This window comes from Bradyrhizobium sp. Ses1, from assembly GCF_059512365.1.
Genome location: NZ_JCAMOQ010000035.1, coordinates 45,720 through 68,730, shown reverse-complemented (window position 1 = coordinate 68,730; position 23,011 = coordinate 45,720). Strand labels below are relative to the sequence as shown.

Genomic DNA, 23,011 nt, shown 5'->3' with positions numbered 1-23,011 from the left:
TGGCGAGACCTCAAACTCGCGCTCGTGCTGGCGAAGCATGTCCGTGCTTGAGCGCGATGTCGGGGCAAGGAGCGCCAGCCATGCACTTGCCCGCAAGGGTCGCGTCCAGGCCGGGCGACACGAAGGGCGCGCACCAAGCCTACGAGCGTCACTTCCGCAGGGCTCTCGATCGCTTGCACGATGAGCGGCGCTACCGTGTTTTCACCGATGTCGAGCGCATTTCTGGCCGCTTCCCGGTCGCCAAGTGGCGCCGGCCCGACGGGATGACCACCGAGATCACGGTCTGGTGCTCCAATGACTATCTCGGCATGGGGCAGCGCCCAGAGGTCGTGGCCGCGATGATCGAGACTGCCCGGTGCTGCGGCGTCGGCGCGGGCGGCACGCGCAACATCGCGGGAAATAACTCGGCACTGGTGGACCTTGAGCGCGAGCTCGCCGACTTGCACGGCAAGGAGGCGAGCCTCGTCTTCACCTCGGGCTACATCTCGAACCAGGCCGGCATCTCGACGATCGCCAAGCTGATCCCGGACTGCTTGATCCTTTCCGACGCCTTCAACCACAACTCGATAATCGAAGGCATCCGTCAATCGGGCTGCGAGAAGCGGATCTTCCGCCACAACGATCACGGCCATCTTGAGGCGTTGCTACAGGAGGCGGGCGACCGCCCTAAGCTCATCGTGTTCGAGTCCGTCTACTCCATGGACGGCGACGTGGCACCTATCGGCAGGATCTGTGACCTTGCGGATCAGTACGGCGCGATGACTTACCTCGACGAGGTCCACGCGGTCGGCCTTTACGGCCCCCGCGGCGGCGGGATCAGCGAGCGCGACGGGGTGATGCACCGCGTAGATGTAATCGAGGGCACCCTCGCCAAAGGCTTCGGCTGCATCGGGGGCTACATCGCGGCCTCGCCGACAATCTGCGATGCGGTACGCAGCTTCGCCTCGGGCTTCATCTTCACCACAGCCCTGCCGCCTGCGGTTGCCGCCGCTGCCCTCACTTCCGTGCGCTACCTCAAGCACTCGAATGCCGAGCGCGAGGGACATCAGCGACAGACGGCTGCAACAAAGGCCGCGCTCAAGGCCGCCGGTCTGCCGGTGCTCGCCACCGACACTCACATCGTGCCGGTGATGGTCGGTGATGCAGAGCGGTGCAAGGCGGCTGCCGATCACCTGCTTGAGCACCACGCCATCTACATCCAGCCGATCAACTACCCTACTGTCCCACGCGGCACCGAGCGTTTGCGCATCACGCCCTCGCCGCTCCACGGGGCGGCACACATAGCCAAGCTAACGGCAGCGCTCGTCGAGACCTGGGATACCCTGGCTTTGGATTGAGCCGTGTCCCTGGGCGAGTTGGGTTCTCGACAGCGGGTGCTCGGCCACACGCGAACAGGGCGCTCCGATGGTTCGGCCAAGAGGCGAGCCTGGGCCGAGCCACCGAAGTTCCGCCATCGACGGGGTCGGAGTCATCGGCCCAAACGTGGCGTCACGTCTGGCACCCGTGCCGCTAAGTCGGATCTCTCACGCGATGTGATGCCAACCTGGGCTCGCGCCGCCGCGAGCGAGAAGCAAGCAGGGGAGCGTTCTAAAAACGCGAACGGCGCGGGGCATAGCTGACTGAAAGCGAAGATGAGCCACACACAATCCTGCCATCTCCAAGTCGCGGACCTCTGGGTCGTGCGCGGTGGGCGCACCGTACTCCGTGGCGTATCGTTACGGCTGGACGCCGGACAGCTCGGCGAAGTAACGGGCTCAAATGGCGTGGGCAAATCAACCCTGCTGCGTGTGATCGCCGGCTTCTTACCTCCGGCGTCCGGCTGCGCGTCATTGAACGAGTGGGGGGCCAAGGATCTGGCGCCTCTCGCAGAGCGCGTCCACTACGTGGGTCACCTCGACGGGTTGAAGTCCGCGCTGACCGCTCGCGAAAACATCCAATTCGGTCTGACCCTTTCTGGGCAGGCCCGGCTGCCCCCTCGGGAGGCGCTCGACCGCGTCGAGCTCGCGCACGTTGTCGACCTGCCGGTCGGCTATCTTTCGGCAGGTCAGCGCCGCCGCGTCGCGTTGGCCCGACTCCTGGCCGCTGACCGCCCTCTATGGCTGCTCGATGAGCCATTGACCGCACTAGACCGAGCCGCACGTGTCATGCTGATGGGTATTGTGGCCGATCATCTCGGACGCGGCGGCTTAGTGCTTGCCGCGACCCACGAACCACTCGGTCTGCCAGGGGCCCTCGAACTGAGGCTTGAGGCGCAATGAGAGCAGTGCCGCGGCGCCCTGCCCGCCTGCTTCGCTTCCATACGCCCCGGAGCGAGAAACAAGGCCTGGCCGATCCTTTTCCTCAAGGGAGACGGTCACACCGCTATGGCGGCGGCGGATGGAGGCCATGACAGATACTCTTCTAGCCGTTTTTTACCGCGATCTCGTGCTATCGCGCCGCATCGGCGGCGGAGGGTCTCTCGCGATAATCTTCTTCCTCGGTCTCGTCACGATCGTGCCCTTCGCGATCGGACCCGACTTGAACCTGCTATCGCGAATCGGTCCGGCCATCCTGTGGCTCGGAGCATTCCTGGCGACTCTGCTAGGCCTTGACCGGTTGTTCCAAGCCGACCACGAGGATGGTTCGCTAGACCAGATGCTTCTGTCACCGGCACCTCTAGAACTCGTTGTCCTGGTAAAGTGCCTAGCTCACTGGTGCGCCACAGGGCTGCCGCTGGTGATCCTCTCTCCTCTGTTCGGCCTGATGTTGGCCCTGGATGGCCCGGCGCTCGGGGGAGTGACCGTGAGCCTGCTAGTAGGCACACCAGCTCTAACTTTTCTGGGCGCGATCGGGGCAGCTCTTACCGTCACGTTGCGACGCGGCGGCCTTCTGCTCTCGATTCTTGTCGTACCGCTGGCGGTGCCAGTGATGATCTTTAGCGTCTCGGCGGCCTCGGCGGCGGCGAGTGGGACGGTGTCATTCCTAACGCCCTTTCTGATCCTCTGCGCGCTTAGTCTCGCGTCCTTTGCGCTCGCGCCGATCGCTGCAGCCGCCGCGCTTCGCGGGGCGGCGGAATAAAGGAAGCAAGCGGTGGAAATAAGTTCGTTCCGAAGCGGATCACGTCGGTGAAACGGCTCCAATCTGTGGCGCGGTATGACTAACGCCGCCGTTCGAGTCGACGCTTGAAGGGAAGAGGTGAAATGCCTCGGCACGTGCATATCGCAAGATAAAACGATCCGACTAATCCCAAAATCACTCTGAAGGAATATCGGCGTTCAATACCAACGCGAGCCGGTCGCACTCGGCTTGGCTCAGCGGATCAGGCGGCGGGAACCGCCTGCGGCGGCGCAGTCCGAGAAGAAGCGGGATCGCGCCTGCCACAAACAGGAGGGCCGGCGTGCCCCAGAGTAGGGCGGTTTCCGAGTCGAATGGCGGTTTCAACAGGATGAAATTTCCATAGCGCCGCACCAGGAAATCGCGCACCTGCGCGTCGCTGTCGCCCGCCTTCAGACGTTCGCGAACCAGTAGCCGGAGATCCCGCGCAAGCTCAGCGCTCGAATCGTCGATCGACTGGTTCTGACAGACAAGACAGCGCAGCCCAACGGAAATTCCCCGCGCGCGCGCTTCGAGCTTTGAATCGGCGAGGACCTCGTCGGGCTGGACCGCGCTCGCCAGACCGGGCGCGAGCCCCGCGAACACGACCAAAAGAATGAGAAAGCGACGGAGCGCGGTCATTCTGCGGGCTGCGGCGCTACAGGATCGCCAGAGAGGCGGCCGCGAATGGCACGACGCGCAAAGCCGATCCTGAGACGCCGATCGGACAACGACACAATTCCTCCGATCGCCATCACGATCGCGCCAATCCAGATTAACGTAACGAGCGGCTTCCAGAACATGCGGGCATCGATCGAACCATCCGGGTGCTGGTCCCCGAGCGAGATATAGACCTGCCCGAAACCTAGGGTCACGATGCCCGCTTCCATTATCGTAGTCTGGCGCACCGGAAACGTGCGCTTGGCCGGTTCAATCGTCGTTACCGTCGACCCACCCTGGCTGATAATCGCACGGACCCCTATTTCGGAATAGTTGGGGCCCTGTCGCTCCTCAAGCTTGACTATGGTGGCTTGATAGAGTCCGAGATCGACCGTCTGCCCCGGCTTGACCGCCGCAATCTGTTCCACGCCCCAACCGGTTGCGGCGAGCCCCAACAGTGTCACGCCGAGCCCCGCGTGGGCGATAGCCGTGCCCCAAGCCGAACGCGGAAGCCCAGTCGCGCGGGCCAAAGTCACCCGCCAGGCCTGCCCTTTGGCCCAGATCCGCGACACTAGTTCGCTGGACGATCCAAGGATCAGATAGACCGCCAAGCCCACACCTATCGGAGCGAGGATCGGGCCGCCACGCAGGGGCGCCACCAGAACTAGTGAAAGGGCCACGCCCGCCGCCGCCGCAACCATCACCCGTTGCGCTGCGCCGAGAAAGTCGCCGCGCTTCCAAGAAAGCGACTGGCCGATCGGCATTAATAGCAGGATGGGAAGGACCAACGGAGCGAAGGTCAGATTGAAAAAAGGCGCACCGACCGAAATCTTGTCGCCGGTCAAGGTCTCAAGTACCAGAGGGTAAAGGGTACCGGTGAGGACGATACCGCAACAGATGGTCAGCATCAGGTTGTTGATCACGAGCGCGCCTTCCCGAGACACAGGCGCGAACAGGCCGCCGGGTCGCAAGGCCGGAGCGCGCCAAACGAAGAGAACGAGCGACCCGCCGATAAAGAGGATAAGGATCGCCAGGATGAAGAGGCCGCGTGATGGGTCGCTGGCGAAGGAGTGCACCGAGGTAAGCACGCCCGAGCGGACCAGGAACGTGCCGAGCAGCGAAAGCGAGAAGGTGAGAATCGCGAGGAAGATGGTCCAGATCTTGAGCGCGTCTCGCTTTTCCATGACGGCCGCAGAATGCAGCAGCGCCGTGCCCGCGAGCCAGGGCATCAACGAGGCATTCTCCACCGGATCCCAGAACCAGAATCCACCCCAGCCCAGGGTGTAATAGGCCCAGTAAGAACCCATCGCGATGCCGAGCGTCAGGAAACTCCAGGCGATCAGCGCCCATGGTCTAATGTATCGGGCCCAGGCGGCATCGACGCGGCCGCTAATCAGCGCCGCCGCCGCGAAGGAGAACACAATCGAGAAGCCGACATAGCCGAGATAGAGCAGCGGCGGATGTATCGCGAGGCCAGGGTCCTGAAGCAACGGATTGAGGTCTTGCCCCTCGAAGGGTGCGGGAAATCGGCGCGCGAAGGGGTCGGATGTGAGCAGAATGAACAGTAGGAAGGCAAACGCAATCCAACCCTGGACCGCCAGCGTATTGGCCCGCAGTTCATCTGCCATGCCGCGGCTAAAGCTCGCCACCGCGGCTCCGAAGATCGCCAGGATTAAGACCCAGAGCAGCATAGATCCTTCATGATTGCCCCAGACGCCCGCGAGCTTGTAGATGAGCGGCTTGGTGGTATGCGAATTCTCAACGACCGTTACGAGACTGAAGTCGGACACCACATGAGCGTAGGTCAGCGCCGCAAAGGCGTAGGCCACCAGCGCAAATTGGGTAATCGCGGAAGGCACCGCCATCGAGGCGAGCCCGAGATCGCCGCGGCGAGTACCCCAGATCGGCAGAACCGACTGCAGCAGTGTGACCGCTAAAGCTAGGGCGAGCGCATAATGTCCCGTTTCGACGATCACCCTGTCACTCCTGGACGCTGATATGAACCATAAACGGCAACTCTATTGTGTCTGCGCGGACTGCTCGCCGTCACGCCAAATACCCTGCCGTTTGAGCCTGTCGGCCACGTCCTTGGGCATGTAGCGCTCGTCATGTTTGGCGAGCACAGTGTCGGCATGGAAGAGGCTTAGACCTTCCACCGTGCCCTCGGCCACGACACCCTGCCCTTCCCGGAAGAGATCGGGTAGCAATCCTGTGTAGATGACCTTGATGTGCTTCTTAAGGTCGGTCACCGCGAACGTGACGGTCGACGGGCCCTCATGTATCAGTGAGCCCTGCTCCACCAGCCCGCCGATCCGCAGCCGCGTTCCCAACGGCGGCGCTTTCTCGGCCATTTCGGTCGGCCCGTAGAAGAAGACGATGCTGTCGCGTAGCGCAAAGAGTACGAGACTCATCGCGATCGCCAAAGTTATGCCAGCCGCGCCGATGAGGAGAAGGCGCCTTTTCTTTCTTGCCAAAATTTGTCCTTTCAGCCCGAGCTGTTTGACGAACCCATCAACGCGTGCCAACGCTTCATGTTGTCCGAATGCCTAACCCGAGCATTTGCCACGGCCTCTTCGACCTTCTCTTGCTTACACGCGACCGCGTAGGCCCTGATCAATTGCAGCCACCCGTCGAGATCGTGATCGTTCTTCGCGGGCTTCCCAGCGAGTCCCTCCACCATCGCACTGGTCACCTCCACCCTCTGCTCTGGAGGCGGCGCCGCAACGCCGGTACTGTCTAAGCCGGACCGCGCGGCCTCCACGCCCGGCTGCGGCGCTCCGGCAATAGCAGCCAAATGCGGATGCACAGCATCCATCCACGGCGCGTCGGATAGCGAATCCGCTCGTAGCGCCTGCCAGAGTTGCCTTGCTTTTTCTGTGCTGCCGTCTTGCTCGACCACGAGCGCCTGGAAGCCGTGTCCGTCGTTGAGGTCGGCCGCGTGATGCGCCCCGATCTTGGGGATTATAGCCGTGGGGTTGAACTCTGCACCCGTCCGGCGTGATGCTGGCATGTCAAGTTGGTTAGGCGCGCCCACCCTAAGATAAAGCGCCAGAGCGATAAACGGCAGCACCACAACAACCGTCAGAACGGCGCAGATGCGCCTCGGTCGCACCGATGCATGCGGCCGATCCTTCCGCACGGAGTCGACGGAGGCGAGCAGCCGGCGCGCAATTTCGGCTCGCGCCGCCGCGGCATCCTCAGCCGCGACTAAGCCTCGGCGGACATCATCATCCGTTTCAACCAATAGGCTTCGATAGAAAGCGATGTCAGAAGCGCGCGGGTTACGCTCTTCCTGCCGCGCCGAGAGCGGCCGGAGCAGCGCCAGCGAGACCGCGGCCGTCATCATTGCGAAGGCAAGCCAAAGCATGTCTCAAGTTCCTCTACCGCCGACTTCCGCGAACGCGTGACCTTGCAAAAGATGGTACGCTCGCCATTCTCTACGACCAAAATGCTCCTGTAGTGCAGTTCCTTCGAGCCGATCGATCGCCTGCCTGTGGCGCAGGCCAGTGACGCCGCGCGTACGGACAAGATCAGACTTGTTAGACCTGTTGTATATGGATCGAGACTTGGCAAAGTAGCCGTCATGGCCGTTGCGCGCTTGCGATTGCTGCCATCAAAGCGGGACGCGTCGCGTCGGAGATGCCGCCCACCAGCTTGTAGGCGATGGTCCCATTTCCTTTGACTACGTAGGTCTCGGGGACGCCATAGACGCCGAAATCAATACCGGTCCTGCCGGACGGGTCAATGCCGACCTGTGCGAACGGAGTCCCCTTGGCATTGAGATAGCTCCGCGCACTCCCTGGATCGTCCTTGTAGATGATGCCAGTAAGCTTTACCCCATGCTGCCGCAGCGCCGGTTCACGCGACAAGGCCATGAGTGCCTCGTGCTCGTTATGACATTCGACACACCAGGACGCGAACACGTTCACAAGCGTCACATGCCCTGCCTTCAGGTCGGCGCTCGACAGGCCGGGCGGCCCGGGCGTGGCTAGCCCTTCAAGCGGCGCCAACGCGAATTGCGGCACTGGCCTGCCGATCAGGGCCGAAGGCACGAGTGACGGGTTGTCGACGCCAAGCCGCACCGCGAGCAGTGCGGCAATTCCCAGGAAAACCAGACTCGGGACCGCCGCCACAATGCGGACCAAGCGGTGCCGAGTGGCCGCGATATCGGGTGAGAGGAATTTCGAGGGAGGAGTGTCGTTCATGAGCGATTGCCGAGACGGCCTGGTGCAAGGCGGGCCAGCGCATGCAGCTGAAGCCGATAGTTTAAGAGGATTGCCGCGATCGTCCCGATCAGGATCGTGCCCGTCACCAGATAAGCTGCCACGATGAACCCGCCATGCTGAGCCATCGCACCCTCAGGAAACAGTTTCGACCGATTGCAGTCGGGCCCCAGCGGATTCGCCAACGGCCGCCAGCATGATCGCGAGCCGCTGAGCGCGGCGCCGCATGATTTCGTTGCGGATCGCCATAACGTGGAGCGTCGCGAATAGAAGCGTGTATGCAAGCGACATGACGAGCAGTGGCCATAGCATCGGGCCGGCGATCGTCGAGCCTTCAATCCGGAACACAGAGGCTGGCTGGTGGAGGGTATTCCACCAGTCGACCGAAAATTTGACGATAGGAATATTGATGAACCCGACCAGCGTCATGATCGATGCGGCCCGCGCGGCCCTGCTGGTGTCCTCGATTGTTTGCCAGAGTCCGATCAGACCGAGATAGATCAGGAAAAGGACCAGCACGGAAGTAAGCCGGGCGTCCCACACCCAGTACGTGCCCCACATCGGCTTGCCCCAGAGGGAGCCGGTGACGAGGCAAGTAAAAGTGAAGGCGGCACCGAGCGGCCCGGCAGCCTTCTGCGCCGCATTCGCAAGCGGATGGCGCCAAACCAACGAGCCGACCGCCGAGATCGCCATCAGCGTATAGGCCAGCATCGCCACCCAGGCGGCCGGAACGTGAATGTACATGATGCGCACCATCTCGCCCTGCTGGTAGTCGGGTGGTGCCGTGAACGCACCGAAGAGGCCGAGCGCAAAGGCTAACGCCGTCAACCCCCACAGCCACGGCAGCAGCTTCGCGGCAACGTGCAGAAAATTGGTGGGATTGGCGTAGGCGATGAAACTGACCTTCAAGTTTCCGATCTCCTGAAATCGACAGCCTCGGATGTATGGGTCGAGAGCTCTTTCTAGATTGGTTGCAAACGGCTAGTGCCCAATAAAGTCGGTGGCGCGCCTATCGCGTGATACAATGCATCCGTAGCAGCTTCGCCAATTACAATCGGTTATCGTTTCGATGCCGTTGGCGCATCTGAATGGAACACTTTGCCACGTATCAGCGCAGTCGAATGGCCTGACCGGCTTAACCGGTTTTGACGTCTGCGAATCACGGGGGTTGAGCGCGAGAGAGATTAGTGTCGATGCCAGAGATTGAACCGAGCACGACCTTGAAGCTGACCATCCACCTGAAACTTTTGCCCGGATGGACTAGACGTGTTTCGAGCGAAGCAGCGACTTTGCTCCGACGATCTTTCCCTTATCCCCACGATCCGACGCGGGTCGACTTCGTCTTCCAACAGCGACTCGATCATGGCGGTCGGGCTCTAGGAGCTGTTGGGCAACCACATCGACGGCGCCAGGCTTTCCGGCGATATCCGAAGCCGTCATCCGTCATCCCGTCTTGGATGTCCAGCGTTCGCACGACGGTGTCGTTCGGCATGCAAATTTGGGAACTATGACGTAACTGCGATCGACGATTCTGAACTAAGGTCATCCTATTATCGTCGAGCTCTCGCGATCAACCGATTCGCAGCGCTACCATGAGGCGGTACGTCGGGCTCGACGTCTCGCAAAAGGACGCTTCAGTATGTGGGATCGACTATAGCGGGGGCGGGTAACGTTCGAAAGCAAAGCTAAATCCGAGCCGGGGCATTGACTGAACTGCTTCCCAAGCGTGGCACCAAATGCCGAACGTATCGGGTTTGAGACCGGCGCAATGGCGAGCTGGCTTTCGCACGAACTGCGACGCGTCGACGTTCCAGTTGTCGATGCTCGCCACGCACATGCCGTACTCGCAAATCGCCTGAGAAACAGCGATCAGAATGACGCTAGGGGACTGGCCGAGTTGACGTCGGCTGGTACCGGGAAGTGAAGTCAAGAGCGAAGAGATTCAACGGACCCGTGCTATTCTAGTGGTTCGACCTCGGTCGGTCGGGATCCGAGGAGATATCGAAAACCAAGTTCGCAGCATCATTGGAGAGTACGGCCTGCTGTTCTCGATAGCTTTCGGTTTCCAGTTTCGGAAACAGATTATCGAGTTACAAATAACGATCATCAGCTGCATTCGGTAGTTAATCCCGTTCTTCTGGTCCACGACCAAGTCCGTCAGTAGCAAGGAAGGTTTGATGAGGAAGTTCGCCGACCGTCCAAATCGGATGAAACCGGACGGCGCCTCATGACGGTCTCTGGCGTAGGGTCGCGCAAACTGGCGAACTCCGCCCGACATCCCGCTGTTGTTGCGATTATTGGTCCGTCAACCAGACGAACACCAACCCTATATTCTTGTTCGGTGTCGGACGCGTATCACCGGCATTCGCAGCAACACGCAGTTAATCTGGGGGATGCTCCCGAATTGTCGTCGCTCGAGAACGGCGAGCAGCGCGACAGCGCGGCCGTCTCCACCCCCGCATCGACAATGACGCGATCCTTTCCGATCTCAATCACGGTGCGGCCGCTCGCCGGCGTCGATGCTCCTATTCGCTCTATAGTGACCATTCGTGCCGCGCGGCAGCCTCACCCGCCTTTTTTTGGCGGCAGCCGCGGCATAGCCGCCGTCGGCCCCATCAACGAAGTGGACGTGATCGGACTGAATGTTTGAAGGAACGTAACAGGTGAGATGTGCGCTTTTCTGACGATGTGTACCCGCCAAACAAACGCCAGAACGCTCGGCGAAAACCAGTCGAGCTTCGATAGCCTCTGCGATTTCCGGCGAACAATCCACCGTCATTTTCAGTCCGTCATCGAACTTCCTGAAGTCCGTATTCTGCCACATCTCCCGTCGATACTTGGAGGGTTCGAAGCGGCCAATGCGAATACCTGCCGCAAGAACGATTCGCGTCTTGATTGCTCGTAATGCATCTGCCGCGGCGGTCAGGAGGTTCGCGTGTGGGGAGTCCCTGCTAAGCAGTCTCTGGATCTCGCCTCCGAGCCAGCTGGGTAGCGGACCGCCCTCCGGCAACGGATGTCCCGACCGGCGCGACGAAAATTCAATCAGGGTCAAAACGTCTGCCACCAGCGCCCTATACGACGCCTGATCTTCGAGCGGTAAGGCAATAATAGACAGGATGACCCCCTGCTCGGTAGGGATTGGACCGAACCCGCAATAGAGCCCTGATAGATTAGGCTTGGCATCCAACGGTGCGCGATGTATCGCGAATTCTCCTTTCTTTAGCTGCGTTTCCGCCCAGGCAACGCCACCCCCGGTGAACATGGCATACGAGACATTCTCGGATGCGGCATATCGCGCGACACGGACATCGTGACCGGCCGCGCGGATCTCCGAAACGGGAACGATCGTGACTCGAAGCACAAGACCGAGAGAATCTTCGGCCCAAGCCGCAGTTCGCGCCAATTCATACCGCACGTCATCGAGATACTTACCCGGAAGGGCTACGGTCGCTCCGTCGCCGCCGAAAACATAAGGAAAGCCGAGTCTAGGTAACGCGTTAGTTATCGCGACCAGCACCGCAGCAGCTACGGTGTTGACTGCCTTGTATCGACCGATCTCTATCGCCCGAGTCGATTGGACAACATCGGCTACCCCGATGAACCAGTCGTCCGGCAGAGGAAGATAGCGATCGAAATTCGTCAGTTGCTCGAAGTTGGCGAATGGCTTCAGGTCGGCGTAGAAGTCCTCTGTATTCGTGCTTGCGAAAGCAAGTTCTTGAGCAATCTTGCTCATCAAGCCGTCTTGGGGCGATGTCATTTGCTGGTTCTCTTTGTCGTTTTTCTCACTCATTCCACTATTCCGATACATGCGCGTGACATGACATAGTCCTTGTCCGATGCAAGATTGATGTGTTGAGTAACTCGCGACCCTTCGTTGGCAGTCGAAAGATATTGATGTCGGCTGCGCTGCGCGATACAATCGCCACTTCAGCCAGCAATACCTGCGATATCTTCACTACGTGCATCTTTCCACGTTCCCACCATGCGCATTCCGACGACGGCGTTTCGCCGAAGCAATGCCGACTCCATGGACCAGTTCTATTTCTGCGGCGCCTTAAGTAAAGTTATTGAAACTATAGAGGATCGCGATAGCTTGGAGTTGCGCCGCGAAGCTGCACCGCCGAGCCATTCACGACGCGCAAGGCGCGGAAAGACGAATTGCCTCTTGTAGGTCGTCTTCGCCCGGCTCTCTTCCATGTGACAGGTCGCTTGTGCTCAATGTCGTTGGGAGAGGGCAAAGTCTGGAGCGATGAAGATGAGCTAATCTCTTCTAAACGTCCGATACTTACACCTCGCGAGGTGAAGCGGATAAATGCCTTGCGACAACGGCTTTGCGGAACGGGCGATCGAGATGATCGGAGTTGATTGATCGCCTGGCGATCCGCTTTTCCGCGGGGCTCGCTCCGCGTACTGCACGATGCCATCGTTGTCATCGATGATAACGACCGAGGTTACTCGGCCGATGAATCGAGGGGCTGCGCACCCGAGAACTCTAGTGAACCCAGCTGCCGCTCCCACCTAGCCTCAGGCGACGCTTATACATTGGAGGCGAACCGATTATGCTCGGGGTCCGCACTTGAGGTGAGTACACTCATAATCGCCGTGATTGGATTGGTTCATTTCGACTGAACTATCCTGAACGGCAGACGGTGACGTTGTTCGCAACTGGGACGCCAAAGCTGCCTGCTTCGTAAGCAAGTTGAAATGCTGTAACCCGCCCTGAGCGCTCCTGGTCTTCCTCATAGCGGCAGCGCTAACCGGATAGTCAGGCCGCAATCCTCATTCGTTTCTGCCGAGATCCGTCCACGATGAGCCTCTATAATGCGCCGGCTTATGAGTAGGCCTGAACTCATTCCAGAATCCCTTGTGGTGAAGAATGGATCGAACACGTGATTCATATCGTTTGTGTTTGTTCCGGAGCCAACACCGCAATGTCGAAATGTCGCCAACATTTCGACTTCATCAGCACGGCACGATATTTCCAGCCTTCGCGGCCGGCCGTGCACATCCTTCATCTCATCGATGCCGTTTCGCAGCAGGTTGAAAACAACCTGCTGTAGCTGCAAGCGATCTCCCCTCAACTCCGGCAACCGTTCATCGATGTCGGCACGCACGGAAATGGATGACTTCTCGAGCTCGTCACGAAACATGCCTAATACTTCCAAAATGACGCCGTCGATCCTGATGAAGCTGAGGCTCGCCTGAGCCACCGTTGGCCAGCACTTCCAATCCACACTCGATCGCAACATAGCGCTTTCCTTTGTCTACAGACCTGGTTAGCAGCTTCGACCGCCTTCGATATCTCCATTCGACATCTTGATAGCCAACAGCTGTGGGCCTCCGCGCTGGTTATCAGCGCAGTCCGTGGTTGATTCACCTCGTGCACGATCAAACCGGCAAGCTCGCCCAAAGCCGCCAGCCGCGAAGCGGTCGAACGCTCAGGCGGAGTTGCGTCAAACACCCTTTCGGCGGCCTTCCTTTCTATAAATAGCACAGCCCCGGCTAACGCTCGTGACCGCTGAAGAACTATCCCGAAGCGCGCTTTCGCAAGTCCTTCTTGGCTTCTCGCCTCGAGAAGAGCCAAGGTCGCGTTTTGCTCTTCCTCACCTCTTTCGCCCTGAACACTTATCGACATCGCCAACTCGGTCTCGCAGGTTTTGCGGAACACATCATTGCTGAAGATGAGTCACGAGAAGCTTCCGGGTGATCGGGCGATCTCGTCGGACTTTTCGTTGAGAGCAAACTGTCTCGCATCCAGGATGTCACCATCCCAGAGTGCAAGCACATGCTGAAATGAAGATTGGGAATGCTACCGATAATGACTGGTTATCGGGTGGTAATTCGGATGAAGCCTGCAGCAGCCGATATGCTCGCCGCCAAGACATCCTCAGTTGAGCAGATCGCATGGGTGATCGGTTATAGAAGCTGCAGCAGCTTTCTCCGTGCCTTTCGCCAAGTACATGGATGCGTCCCGGCGAAATCCGAGGGTGATGGATAGAACTTCGATTGAAGATACGGCGAGCTGGCTCGCAGCCGCAGCAGGCAAGGCCTGCCGGCATGCGATCGCGTCTGAATCAAGGCCCATGATAAACGGTTATCGGATAGATAGTCACAGGGCATTTCCCTTTACCCGGCGGCGAGGGCTGCGAAGTTGATGAGCTGGACGCCTCGCTGAACCCGGACAACGGCCACAACGGCAGCCCGGACCGATGCAGACCAAGTGCATAGTAGGTCCGCCGCGCCCCTGATAGCGGCGCAATAGCAGACCTCTCCAGAAGTCCGAGTTGGGCCATGACTGGACATCTCGCCGGTCACAACGTGCCACCCCTAGCGGTTCCGAATAATCGGCACCACATTTTGCACGTTGTGACATGATGGCCTGAAATCGCAGCCATTGTGATTAAGCGATTTCAAAGCACCCGTGGAAGCGGCTTTCCTCCCTAAGCTCCCGTGCCATCCTGTTTGCCAATCACGCAGTGCCATGCCGCTAGGCGCTCGGCGGGATGCTGCTTCATCCACTCGGCGAGCTGCGGCGCGCCCATCAGGCAGGACTGCATCGAGACGTCAGCGAAGTCCGAGGTGGTGACGGTCTGCTCGTGGCAATTTTCCGGAGAGGAGAGACTGCAGAGCAAGGCGATGATCTTGATCACGACAGGAGAACCCCGTCGCTACGATGGGCAATGGGGCCGCTGACCTTATGACTTATCGGTGCGTTGTCCTGCTGCTTGCTGGCTGGATCAGCCGGCGGAAAGATGCTGTCATATATCGCGCGGGCTTCTCCAACTAGACGGGCCCGCTCTCGCTCAGACTTTCGGACAAATCGAACAACTTCGCCCATATTCGCTCCAAACATTAGTTAGAGAACATGCCCGCTATTAGATGATGATAATCATTCCACCTTGAATTAGTATCTCAGCCCCAACTTTGAAGCTCTGCAGGCGGTAACGACGGAATAAAAAGCTCGTGACTGGCCGCGCTGGGGCCATAACTTCATGATCGTGCGCGGATGATCTTGATGGCCTTGGCCACCGTGCGCGGATTCAGGCCTAGCGCGTGGATCACTTCCTTCTTTGTGCAGCCGAGATTGCACTCGAGGTAGCCGCGCACACGCTCGACGTTGAATGCTTCCAGATCCTTGGAGCCGGGGCGCAGGTTCAGCGCTTCAATGGTGCAGAATTCGAGAGGCATGCGTCTTTCTCGCGAGCTGACACCACTTCAAAACGTGACATGCTAGCGGCCAAGGCCTTGAGCTGACCCGCAATCGCTGAGTCGCTCATGGTTTTGGCGGCGCGGAGCAAACTCTTTGCTGTTTCTAAATATTCCTTGTCTCCTTGTGAGATCTGGACCGTCATAAAGCCCTCGCGCGGTTCTCGGGCGGCTGGTCGAAGGTGATTTGGAGCCGGCTCACCCAATTGCGATCACTTTGCCTGCGGGTTCTGAAGCGATCGACGCACTTCTCGGGGTTCGCCACGCGTAGTGCCGGACGAGACCAAACTTGCCATCACACACTGCGCATCGCGCGGCACTGCCAGATCTAAGGTTATCGGAGCAATGGGGCATCGTAGTCTCCTGTTGGTACTATCGTCGCCGTTCGTCGATCATCCTTTTCCACCGTGGCACTGCATGGGCCTGTCCGCTTTTCCTACGCGTGCAGCCTAGGACGAGCGCGGTCAGCCGCTCAATTGTACGTGGGTAATGCGCCGGCCATCCAAAGGGGCCAGGGAATAGTACGAAGGTGTTGGGAGCGCGCCCCTCAAGCCGACCGCTTCCGCAACGGGTCATGAGCGCCGTTTTTGGCGGCCAAGCCGTCACTTCCGGTCTACGCTGAACAGCAGACGTAGTGACCGGCTGTTGTCAGATCTCTGAAGGGCCAAGAGGCGACGTAACGCGTCCGGGTCAGCTCGGATCGAGTGGCGAGTCGGGGGACTTGGCTTCGTGCCGCCACCAGACCTGAGTGTGCAAGAACAGCTTGGTCGTTACCCATACAGTTCCGGATCTTCTGAAATTTTCTCTGTAGGCATCTTGCCCTATCTGCAAAATGGCGATGTCTTTCCCTCTCTTACCTCGGTCCGGCATCCGGTCGGCGACATGGCGCACGACAAATCCGTTGTAGGAGCGGCGTCATGGTCAAGGACGGCGGCGCGTTGGCACGCGCAACCTCGATTGGTCCAAGGGCGGCAACGGGTTTAAAAGTTTCTGCAGATACGGCTGGTGGCATAACCTCGCTACGGCATCACGCGGCTCGGTGGCAATAACGATCATCTATCGACTCTATGGCGAGAGATGATTTCCCTCGTCGGCGTTGCAAGGTCATTCTCGTTGGGTGATGGGAGTCATCTTTTACACGAACAGGAGCTACCATGAAGATTGAAGTCCGCAGCCTTGCGATTGCGCTCGCAATTGCCGTTCCTATCGCAGTTACCACCACGGCCAAATCGTCTGCTGCGCCGATCAATGGCACGTCGATCAAGGCGGCAATAGCCGCCGTAAAGACGGACGTGCGCTATCGGGTGCGGCGGGATCGGGGCACACGCGGAGTGCAACGCACGCCGAATGATTATCCCTACCCTTCGTACTTGGACTATCCCACCTATAATTCGTACTGGCGCTATCCGACCTATAATTCATATTGGCGCTATCCGACCTATTACTACCCCGACTTCTCTTACGGCTGGGGTGACTACAACCGGTGGTGACGTCAAAGCTTGGCAGCGTGCGGCTCCCTCGAGCCGCCGCTCGCCAACATGTATTTGAGAGATTTTAGCGTTCCTCGGTGCGCACGTCGCCCTTGGTCACGAGCGGTAAAGTTCAGAGTGATCGCGATCTGTCCGCTTGGCCATTAGAAACTGACATCTACGCCTTTAGTACGCGCCCCAGTCACAAAGCTCAGTATCAGCCCACTACACGACTGAACAGGCAATCCAATGCCCGTCCTGAAGAACAGCCAGCATGAGCTGCTCGCTTATCCCGGCTACAACTGTGCAAGAAGATGGCGCCGCCGTCACGGAAAACCCGGACGGCTGGGTTTCGAGCGATCTTTCAGGTCGGGCCGCTGCGCCGTCCGGCTCGATGACAAGTTCTCTGCGAACTTTTCTGCGAAGATGAAGGCGAGCGGAACACCATTGCAAGCGAATTGAAGCTGCTGCGCACAATCTCCGCGGCCACTGCGATGATCATCTCCTCTTGCAGTCCGGGTTGAAGAGTGCCGGACGCTCGGACACCGATGGTGTACGCTTGGGCGATGGGTTTGTCATAATTTAAAGTTGGGCGCCGGGGAGACCATCAGCCAGCTTACCAAGCATTCAAATCTCTGGCGACGCGCCGCCACTGTTCATCAACCGCTGCGGCGGGCTCAAGATCGGAGTAATCGCTTTGCGCAGCACTTCCTCTCGCTACGGCGCCGGTGCCCAGGCCTTCCATTGGCTGACCGTCATGCTGGTTCTCGCCGCTTATGTGGTGAGCAAGGGCGACCCCGATTCGCTCTATTCCGCCGGCGCGGACGGGCTCCGCCGGATTCACGAGACGCTTGGGGTGCTCGTGTTCATTGTCGTCGTGCTGCGGCTGCTATGGCGGCTGATCGACAGCACGCCCATGAAGCAGCCGATGCCGCGATGGATGGCTGCGGCCGCAAAACTCGTCCAGTTCGCGCTTTATGCGCTCCTCACCGCGATTCCAATAACGGCGGTGCTTGGTACCTGGCTCTTGGGGATTCCCGTCACCCTTCCCGGATTCGACATAGCTCCCCAGATCGCGAAGGCGCATCGACTAGGGCAGCTGATCATGGAACTACACACCACCCTCGGCAACGCCATCCTCTGGGTTGCCGGCGTGCATGCAGCCGCGGCTCTCTTCCACCACTTCTATCTGCGCGACGAAGTATTTCAGTCGATGTCTCCGGGCGGATGAATGATTAGTCGTACTGAGTCAGACGGTCGCAGTCATTGAGGCTGAGAATCAAGTAATTGAGGAGATTCAATATTTGGCGCGCGGAGGGCCAGATGAATCTCGATCAGGGTGGAGATAGCGAAACGCGGTTTGGGGAGTATGTAGCCGGTCTTGGAAGCGTGATCGGCCACGTGGAGCGGACGAGACCGCTGCGCGACTATTGCACGGGCCTGATGCTGCCTGGGGAACGCAAGAGCGTTGAGCCGATGGCGGCGCGGACGGCTCCAGCGCGGACGGCGGCACAGCACCAGTCGTTGCTGCATTTTGTCGCCAACGCGGCTTGGTCGGACGAGGGCGTGCTGGCCAAGGTGCGCGAGATGGTGCTGCCGGCGACCGAGAAGAGCGGAACGATCGAGGCCTGGATCATCGATGACACCTCGTTCCCCAAGCAAGGCAAGCATTCGGTCGGCGTGCACCACCAATATTGCGGGCAGCTCGGCAAGCAGGCCAATTGCCAGGTCGCGGTGTCGCGGTGTCGCTGTCGGTTGCCAATCTTGCCGCCAGCCTTCCGGTGGCCTATCGGCTGTACCTGCCGGAAGCCTGGACGAAGGATCGTGCCCGGCGGAAGAAGGCAGGCGTGCCGAAGCAGATCAAGTTCAGGACCAAGCCGCAGATCGCGCTGGAGCAAATCCGCTGGGCCTGCGAGAGTGGTCTGCCACGCGGCGTCGCGTTGATGGATGCGGCCTACGGCAGGGACGCGCGGCTGCGTGCAGGCATGACGGAGTTGGGCGTACCTTACGTGGTCGGCATCGTGCCGACCATCTTGATGTGGGCCCCTGGCAGTGGCCCACGGCGGATGGACAGGCCGATGAACAACACCGGCCGCCGCGACGAGCCCGAACTGGTCTCGGCCAAAAAAGTGGCACTCGGTTTACCGAAGCAGGCCTGGCGCACGGTGACGTGGCGGGAAGGCTCGGCCGACCAGCTATCCTCGCGCTTCGCGCGTGTGCGTGTCCGCGTCGGGTACAACAAACTGATCCCCGAGAAGCTGTCGCCTGAGTGGCTGTTGATCGAATGGCCGGAGGGCGAAGCAGAGCCAACCAAATACTGGCTCTCCACGCTGCCGGAGAACGTCAGCTTCACGCAGCTCGTCGATCTGGCCAAGCTGCGCTGGCGCATCGAGCGCGACTATCAGGAACTCAAGCAGGAGGTCGGGCTCGGTCACTACGAAGGGCGCGGCTGGCGTGGCTTCCATCATCACGCCACCCTGTGCATCGCGGCGTACGGCTTTCTCATCGCCGAACAGGCGACGATTCACCCCTCAGGACCTCGTTCTGCCGCGCCAATCCAGGTCTCTCCCTTACCCGACAATTATCGACCCAGAGGATCTGCCCTTGCGGCCTGAACGCCACGTCCCGAACTCGATCGCAACCATGCGCGTGCGGCTGAGCCGGGCCCTCAGCAAAACGGTCATACGATGCCCTTGTTGCGGCGCCGTCGCAGCATCATGCACGCCCAGAAAAATCATAACGCAGTAAGATTAGTTCGAGCTACTGCCGCGAGGCGTTTTTCGTCTGAATCCGCCGAGAGTCCCGGCAGAATCACTCGGTCTCATGTCGCGCCGCCCTTCAAGGAACGGTAGTTCCTTGGGACGGCTTAACCCCACAAGCCCGCTATTAGTCTTCGATGGTGCAGCCTATGCCACCTTCTAGGCCGCGTGTGCGGTCTGCAATCTCGTCCAGCGCCGCCCGCAATGGGCCCCGCTTCTTGCCGCGGTCGGATGCGGAGAAGCCCTCCCATGCCGCGTGGCCTCGCAAATGGGGCGCGAGGGTCTCGAGGTGCGCTCCATTGCCGTTGCCGAGCGCCCGGCCAGGTCGGATGTTCGAGCAAGACCAACAATGCGGGATGGCTTTGCGACTCGCTTTCCAGTTCGTTGCGCTCGAATATGAGACTTTGACGTGCTGCCCCCGAAAAGCCGCTCGCGTCAGGCGGGGATTGGCTGCGACGCAGATTTCACCGTTCCTGTGGTTGAGGCTAACGGAAATCACGTTGCTCGTAGAAGGTTGAGACTCTCTTTCGCTCCTGCCAGCGTCGCGCCACTCTGCGGATCTTTATACCCGGCATCGATCAGCAGGCCTCGAAATGGTACGATTGCTTAACAGCGGAACGCGAACAGATCTGCGGATGAAATGGCAAGGATGACTTCATCGATGTCGAGTCTCCTCGAAGCATCTATCTGCTCTCTTACGTCCTTCGGGCAACCTGAGAAGGCAAAGCGCCAAACCAATTCGTTGGGAATTAGCCAAGCAAGTTCCGTCACAAGCTGCGGTTGGCGCTCGTCGTTGTCCGGCCGTAATTGCGAGCGAAGCGAAGCAATCCCGAGCCTCACCTGTGACTCCGGATTGCTTCGTGGCTTCGTTCCCGCAATGGCGCTCCATCACACCGGCCGGCCGCGCTCGATAATCTCGGCAGCACCTCTGGCGAGCAGCTCCATTCCCACTGCGCGGCCGAGTTCGCGCGGGCGGCTTGCTCGACCAACACGCGAGGCCTCGATGATCCGACCGCCCGCATGATCGAGCACGGATGCGGCGAGCTGCATCTCCGCGCCCGTGACTTCCGCAAATCCCGCGATCGGCGAGTTACAATGGCCATTGAGCACCCACAGCACCTCGCGCTCGGCGTCGGCGCACGCGTGGGTCGTCGCGTCGTCGATCGCTGACAGGATACGGCGCGTCTCGAAATCGCGCGCGGCGCATTCGACTGCGATTATCCCCTGCCCCACTGCCGGCAGCATCTCGGCAATCGAAAATTCGTACGCTATCCGGCTCGTAAGCCTGACGCGCTCAACGCCTGAGCGCGCCATGATCAACGCATCCGCAGGCCCCATCTCACCGCCATCTGGCAGCTTCTGCTTTGCGCCCTGGTCAAGCTTGCGCACGCGGCTGTCGGCGGCGCCGCGGAAATGGATGACCTCGATCTCCGGAAACAGCCGCCGCACATAGGCCGCGCGGCGGACGGAGTTGGTGCCGATCTCGAATCCCTTGCCACGCGTGCGTTTGAGCTCGTCGACCGAGGTGCCCGGCCGCAGCACCAGGACGTCGCCGGGCGGATCGCGCGAGAGCGTCGCGCCGATCACAAGCCCGGGCGTGTCCTCATTGCCCGGCACGTCCTTAAGCGAATGCATCGCGGCGTGGAGCCTTCCGCTAAGCACCGCCTCGCGAATCTGCGCCACGAAGGCCCCACCTTTGCCGCCATGCGGCAAGAGCTTGCCAACCTGGTCGATATCGCCCGTGGTCTCGAACTTGACGATTTCGACCTCGGTGCCGACGGCTTTCAGGCGTCGTGCGATCTCCTCAGTCTGGGTGATCGCCATTGCGCTTTTGCGCGTGCCGATCCGCAATCGATCCGATAGCATACGTATCCCATTCAAGGCCCGCGGGCCTCACTCCCGCAGGGCGCGGCGATCGCAGGCGGCCAGCACCGTGCCCCGGTGCCGACCCGGCTTTCCCCCGCCGAACTCTCCCGGGCACGATTCCGCATCGATAACGCGGCTGCGCGGCTCTAGAATCGGCTGTGCCATTCATCGAGCTCCCGCTAATCGGCCGCTGCTCGTCAGTTCTTTGCCAAAGATTTGAGGTGGCGGACAAATCCGAGCACATCGTCGGGCATCAGACGGCCGATCGCGCGGGTCGAATACACGGCCGTCACCACCCGGCCTTCGGGATTGAGGACGAAGCCAGTTGCCTGGAGACAGACGGGATCGTCATTGACGAAGGCGCCGGTGACTGCGGAAACCGCTCGCGCGTTGGCGCCGTAAGCGACCGGGAAATTGAGCTTGTGCTTTTCGACGAGCATCTCCGACTTTTCCCGATCGTCTACCGATACAGAGACGACCTTGAGGCGTTCCCCAGCGAATTTGTCCGCCGCTCTCGCAAAAGCGGCAAGCTGAGCATTGCAGTACGGACACCAGGAACCGCGGTGGAATAGGACCACACCGAACCAACCGGCGAGATCGGCAGGCAAATGGATTTCGCCGCCACCGACGCGAGCAAAGGTAAGAGAGGGAAAGACATCGCCATTTTGCAGCATCACAATTGCACTCCATGTTTGAACTATTTGGCGCTCAAGGCGCCGAATGATCTTTTATCGCTTCCTCTAGCGCCGGCTTCAAACCGAGCAAGCGCTCATCGACCGCAACCGGGTTCTCGCGATTGAGCGCGATCATCCGAGCCGGGACCCGGCCGCTACGGATCACCTCGGACGCCGATTTCGATGCCTTCTGCGATGGCGTCGGCAACGGCGGAGGCCGGTTGGCGCGTAAAGCCAAGTTCGGGCCCGGCCGGGTTTGACTTCATCATTTGCATATCCGTCTCGCCGGGATAGAGAGGACATGGATGCCCTCCCTTTTCAACTCGCGCCGCGGCGGTTCGCCGAAATAGGCAAGCCGAGCCTTTAGCGTGGCATAGGTCTCGTAGAACGGCGCGCCGACCGGCGCGATACCGGAGGAAACATTCACCATCATGGCGTCGCCGCTGTTGCGGATCACTAGCGGTGCCGCCCGCGTCAGCAGGATCGGTGCGGTCACGTCGATTAGGGCCTGCAGCTCGGGCTCCGTCCGTGTTCTCCCGACGACCGACCCGCACCGCGCTGGCGTTGTTCACAAGGACATCAAGGCCGGCGAGAGCGGCAAGAGCCTGTTCGAGCGTCGCGGCGCAGCCGTCGGCCGTCGCGACATCAGACGCTATGCCGTGCATCTCGGCGCTCCCGGGTTTGCATCGGTCGAATGACTTTGGCGACGACTTCCCTGCGGCGTCCGCTGATCGCCACTTTCGCTCCCTTCGCCAACCACTGGGATCTCAACCCTCCTCACGTACAGGACAACGTGGCTCTCACCGATTGATAGGTGCCGGACGGCCGCCCAATTCCACCAATACACCCGCAGTTGCCCGCAAGAACGGGAGTTACATCCAGGAACAAGGTAACTTCGCTGCCCCCCGAGAGCGCGACGACTTCAATTACGTCGTTGCTTTGCATCTCGAGTCTCCCGGCTTCTCAATCCGGCATCGCGTCTCGGTCGCCGCACTGGACGTTTCGGTACGACGATGCGTTGGAGAATGACTTTGCAAGGCCGGCGAGGGAAATCACCTTTCGCCATAGAGTCGATAGACGAT

At 60.1% G+C, this 23,011-nt stretch carries 22 protein-coding genes and 2 pseudogenes; 9 read left to right on the top strand and 15 right to left on the bottom strand.

All coding sequences use genetic code 11. From position 1 onward, the window contains the following. The first annotated feature begins 80 nt into the window (after positions 1-80). From hemA to ccmB, 3 genes are all read left to right on the top strand, one after another. Complete coding sequence (gene hemA, locus AC5ZG5_RS30755; protein ID WP_456645678.1) at positions 81-1,337, top strand: 5-aminolevulinate synthase; 1,257 nt, start codon at positions 81-83, stop codon at positions 1,335-1,337. A 294-nt stretch (positions 1,338-1,631) separates the two neighbouring features. Beyond that, positions 1,632-2,258: a heme ABC exporter ATP-binding protein CcmA gene (gene ccmA / locus AC5ZG5_RS30750; protein ID WP_456645677.1), complete on the top strand. Its 627-nt coding sequence runs from the start codon at positions 1,632-1,634 to the stop codon at positions 2,256-2,258. Between the two features lie 127 nt (positions 2,259-2,385). Continuing rightward, entirely contained in the window at positions 2,386-3,057 is a 672-nt protein-coding gene (ccmB, locus tag AC5ZG5_RS30745) for a heme exporter protein CcmB (protein WP_130224863.1), read from the top strand. A gap of 174 nt (positions 3,058-3,231) precedes the next feature. Here the strand turns inward: ccmB and AC5ZG5_RS30740 are convergent, their stop codons facing one another. From AC5ZG5_RS30740 to AC5ZG5_RS30710, 7 genes are all read right to left on the bottom strand, one after another. Next, the gene (locus tag AC5ZG5_RS30740; RefSeq protein ID WP_130224861.1) at positions 3,232-3,714 is read right to left on the bottom strand and encodes a cytochrome c-type biogenesis protein; all 483 of its coding nucleotides are present in this window, start codon (positions 3,712-3,714) and stop codon (positions 3,232-3,234) included. Next, positions 3,711-5,708, bottom strand: coding sequence for a heme lyase CcmF/NrfE family subunit (locus tag AC5ZG5_RS30735; RefSeq protein ID WP_456645676.1), 1,998 nt, complete (start codon positions 5,706-5,708; stop codon positions 3,711-3,713). The genes AC5ZG5_RS30740 and AC5ZG5_RS30735 overlap by 4 nt, the downstream gene beginning before the upstream one ends. A 42-nt stretch (positions 5,709-5,750) precedes the next feature. After that, positions 5,751-6,206: a cytochrome c maturation protein CcmE gene (gene ccmE, locus AC5ZG5_RS30730; RefSeq protein WP_130224923.1), complete on the bottom strand. Its 456-nt coding sequence runs from the start codon at positions 6,204-6,206 to the stop codon at positions 5,751-5,753. A gap of 11 nt (positions 6,207-6,217) precedes the next feature. Beyond that, a complete protein-coding gene (gene ccmI, locus AC5ZG5_RS30725; protein ID WP_456645675.1) occupies positions 6,218-7,099 on the bottom strand; it encodes a c-type cytochrome biogenesis protein CcmI in 882 nt (293 codons plus the stop codon). A 214-nt stretch (positions 7,100-7,313) separates the two neighbouring features. Then, positions 7,314-7,937, bottom strand: a complete 624-nt coding sequence (locus tag AC5ZG5_RS30720) for a DsbE family thiol:disulfide interchange protein (RefSeq protein WP_130224857.1) — start codon at positions 7,935-7,937, stop codon at positions 7,314-7,316. Next, positions 7,934-8,083, bottom strand: coding sequence for a heme exporter protein CcmD (ccmD, locus tag AC5ZG5_RS30715; protein ID WP_456645674.1), 150 nt, complete (start codon positions 8,081-8,083; stop codon positions 7,934-7,936). The genes AC5ZG5_RS30720 and ccmD overlap by 4 nt, the downstream gene beginning before the upstream one ends. Positions 8,084-8,090: 7 nt before the next feature. Then, a complete protein-coding gene (locus AC5ZG5_RS30710) occupies positions 8,091-8,864 on the bottom strand; it encodes a heme ABC transporter permease (RefSeq protein ID WP_130224853.1) in 774 nt (257 codons plus the stop codon). A 683-nt stretch (positions 8,865-9,547) separates the two neighbouring features. On the opposite strand from AC5ZG5_RS30710, the pseudogene AC5ZG5_RS30705 reads away from it, so the two are divergent. After that, positions 9,548-10,203: pseudogene (locus tag AC5ZG5_RS30705) on the top strand (IS110 family transposase); the annotation flags it as partial. 240 nt (positions 10,204-10,443) lie between these two features. Here AC5ZG5_RS30705 and AC5ZG5_RS30700 read toward each other — a convergent pair. After that, positions 10,444-11,745: a DUF3095 domain-containing protein gene (locus tag AC5ZG5_RS30700; RefSeq protein ID WP_456645673.1), complete on the bottom strand. Its 1,302-nt coding sequence runs from the start codon at positions 11,743-11,745 to the stop codon at positions 10,444-10,446. Between the two features lie 949 nt (positions 11,746-12,694). Continuing rightward, positions 12,695-13,204: a sensor histidine kinase gene (locus tag AC5ZG5_RS30695; protein WP_456645672.1), complete on the bottom strand. Its 510-nt coding sequence runs from the start codon at positions 13,202-13,204 to the stop codon at positions 12,695-12,697. Between the two features lie 557 nt (positions 13,205-13,761). Here AC5ZG5_RS30695 and AC5ZG5_RS30690 point away from each other — a divergent pair. Continuing rightward, a complete protein-coding gene (locus tag AC5ZG5_RS30690) occupies positions 13,762-13,953 on the top strand; it encodes a helix-turn-helix domain-containing protein (RefSeq protein ID WP_130224851.1) in 192 nt (63 codons plus the stop codon). 442 nt (positions 13,954-14,395) lie between these two features. Here the strand turns inward: AC5ZG5_RS30690 and AC5ZG5_RS30685 are convergent, their stop codons facing one another. The 3 genes from AC5ZG5_RS30685 to AC5ZG5_RS30675 form a co-directional block, all read right to left on the bottom strand. Beyond that, positions 14,396-14,605 (bottom strand): hypothetical protein, encoded by a 210-nt coding sequence (locus tag AC5ZG5_RS30685; protein ID WP_130224849.1) that lies wholly within the window; start codon positions 14,603-14,605, stop codon positions 14,396-14,398. Further along, complete coding sequence (locus tag AC5ZG5_RS30680) at positions 14,602-14,793, bottom strand: hypothetical protein (protein WP_130224919.1); 192 nt, start codon at positions 14,791-14,793, stop codon at positions 14,602-14,604. Before AC5ZG5_RS30680 ends, AC5ZG5_RS30685 begins: the two co-directional genes overlap by 4 nt. Positions 14,794-14,945: 152 nt before the next feature. After that, the gene (locus AC5ZG5_RS30675; RefSeq protein ID WP_130224847.1) at positions 14,946-15,143 is read right to left on the bottom strand and encodes a hypothetical protein; all 198 of its coding nucleotides are present in this window, start codon (positions 15,141-15,143) and stop codon (positions 14,946-14,948) included. 1,172 nt (positions 15,144-16,315) lie between these two features. On the opposite strand from AC5ZG5_RS30675, the gene AC5ZG5_RS30670 reads away from it, so the two are divergent. From AC5ZG5_RS30670 to AC5ZG5_RS30660, 3 genes and pseudogenes are all read left to right on the top strand, one after another. Then, a complete protein-coding gene (locus AC5ZG5_RS30670; RefSeq protein ID WP_130224845.1) occupies positions 16,316-16,651 on the top strand; it encodes a hypothetical protein in 336 nt (111 codons plus the stop codon). A gap of 676 nt (positions 16,652-17,327) precedes the next feature. Next, entirely contained in the window at positions 17,328-17,861 is a 534-nt protein-coding gene (locus tag AC5ZG5_RS30665; protein WP_245474607.1) for a cytochrome b, read from the top strand. Positions 17,862-17,953: 92 nt separating this feature from the next. Then, positions 17,954-19,245: pseudogene (locus tag AC5ZG5_RS30660) on the top strand (IS701 family transposase). Positions 19,246-20,277: 1,032 nt separating this feature from the next. Here the strand turns inward: AC5ZG5_RS30660 and hemC are convergent. The 3 genes from hemC to AC5ZG5_RS30645 form a co-directional block, all read right to left on the bottom strand. Further along, positions 20,278-21,255 carry a hydroxymethylbilane synthase gene (gene hemC, locus AC5ZG5_RS30655; protein ID WP_456645671.1) on the bottom strand — a complete coding sequence of 326 codons (978 nt, stop codon included), beginning with the start codon at positions 21,253-21,255 and terminating at the stop codon, positions 20,278-20,280. A 197-nt stretch (positions 21,256-21,452) separates the two neighbouring features. After that, entirely contained in the window at positions 21,453-21,929 is a 477-nt protein-coding gene (locus AC5ZG5_RS30650; protein WP_028164538.1) for a redoxin domain-containing protein, read from the bottom strand. Between the two features lie 265 nt (positions 21,930-22,194). Beyond that, positions 22,195-22,362, bottom strand: coding sequence for a hypothetical protein (locus AC5ZG5_RS30645; protein ID WP_456645670.1), 168 nt, complete (start codon positions 22,360-22,362; stop codon positions 22,195-22,197). Between AC5ZG5_RS30645 and AC5ZG5_RS30640 the strand changes: the two genes are divergently transcribed. Beyond that, positions 22,361-22,627 carry a hypothetical protein gene (locus AC5ZG5_RS30640; RefSeq protein WP_456645669.1) on the top strand — a complete coding sequence of 89 codons (267 nt, stop codon included), beginning with the start codon at positions 22,361-22,363 and terminating at the stop codon, positions 22,625-22,627. The two genes, AC5ZG5_RS30645 and AC5ZG5_RS30640, sit on opposite strands and share 2 nt — an antisense overlap. The last annotated feature ends 384 nt before the right edge of the window (positions 22,628-23,011 follow it).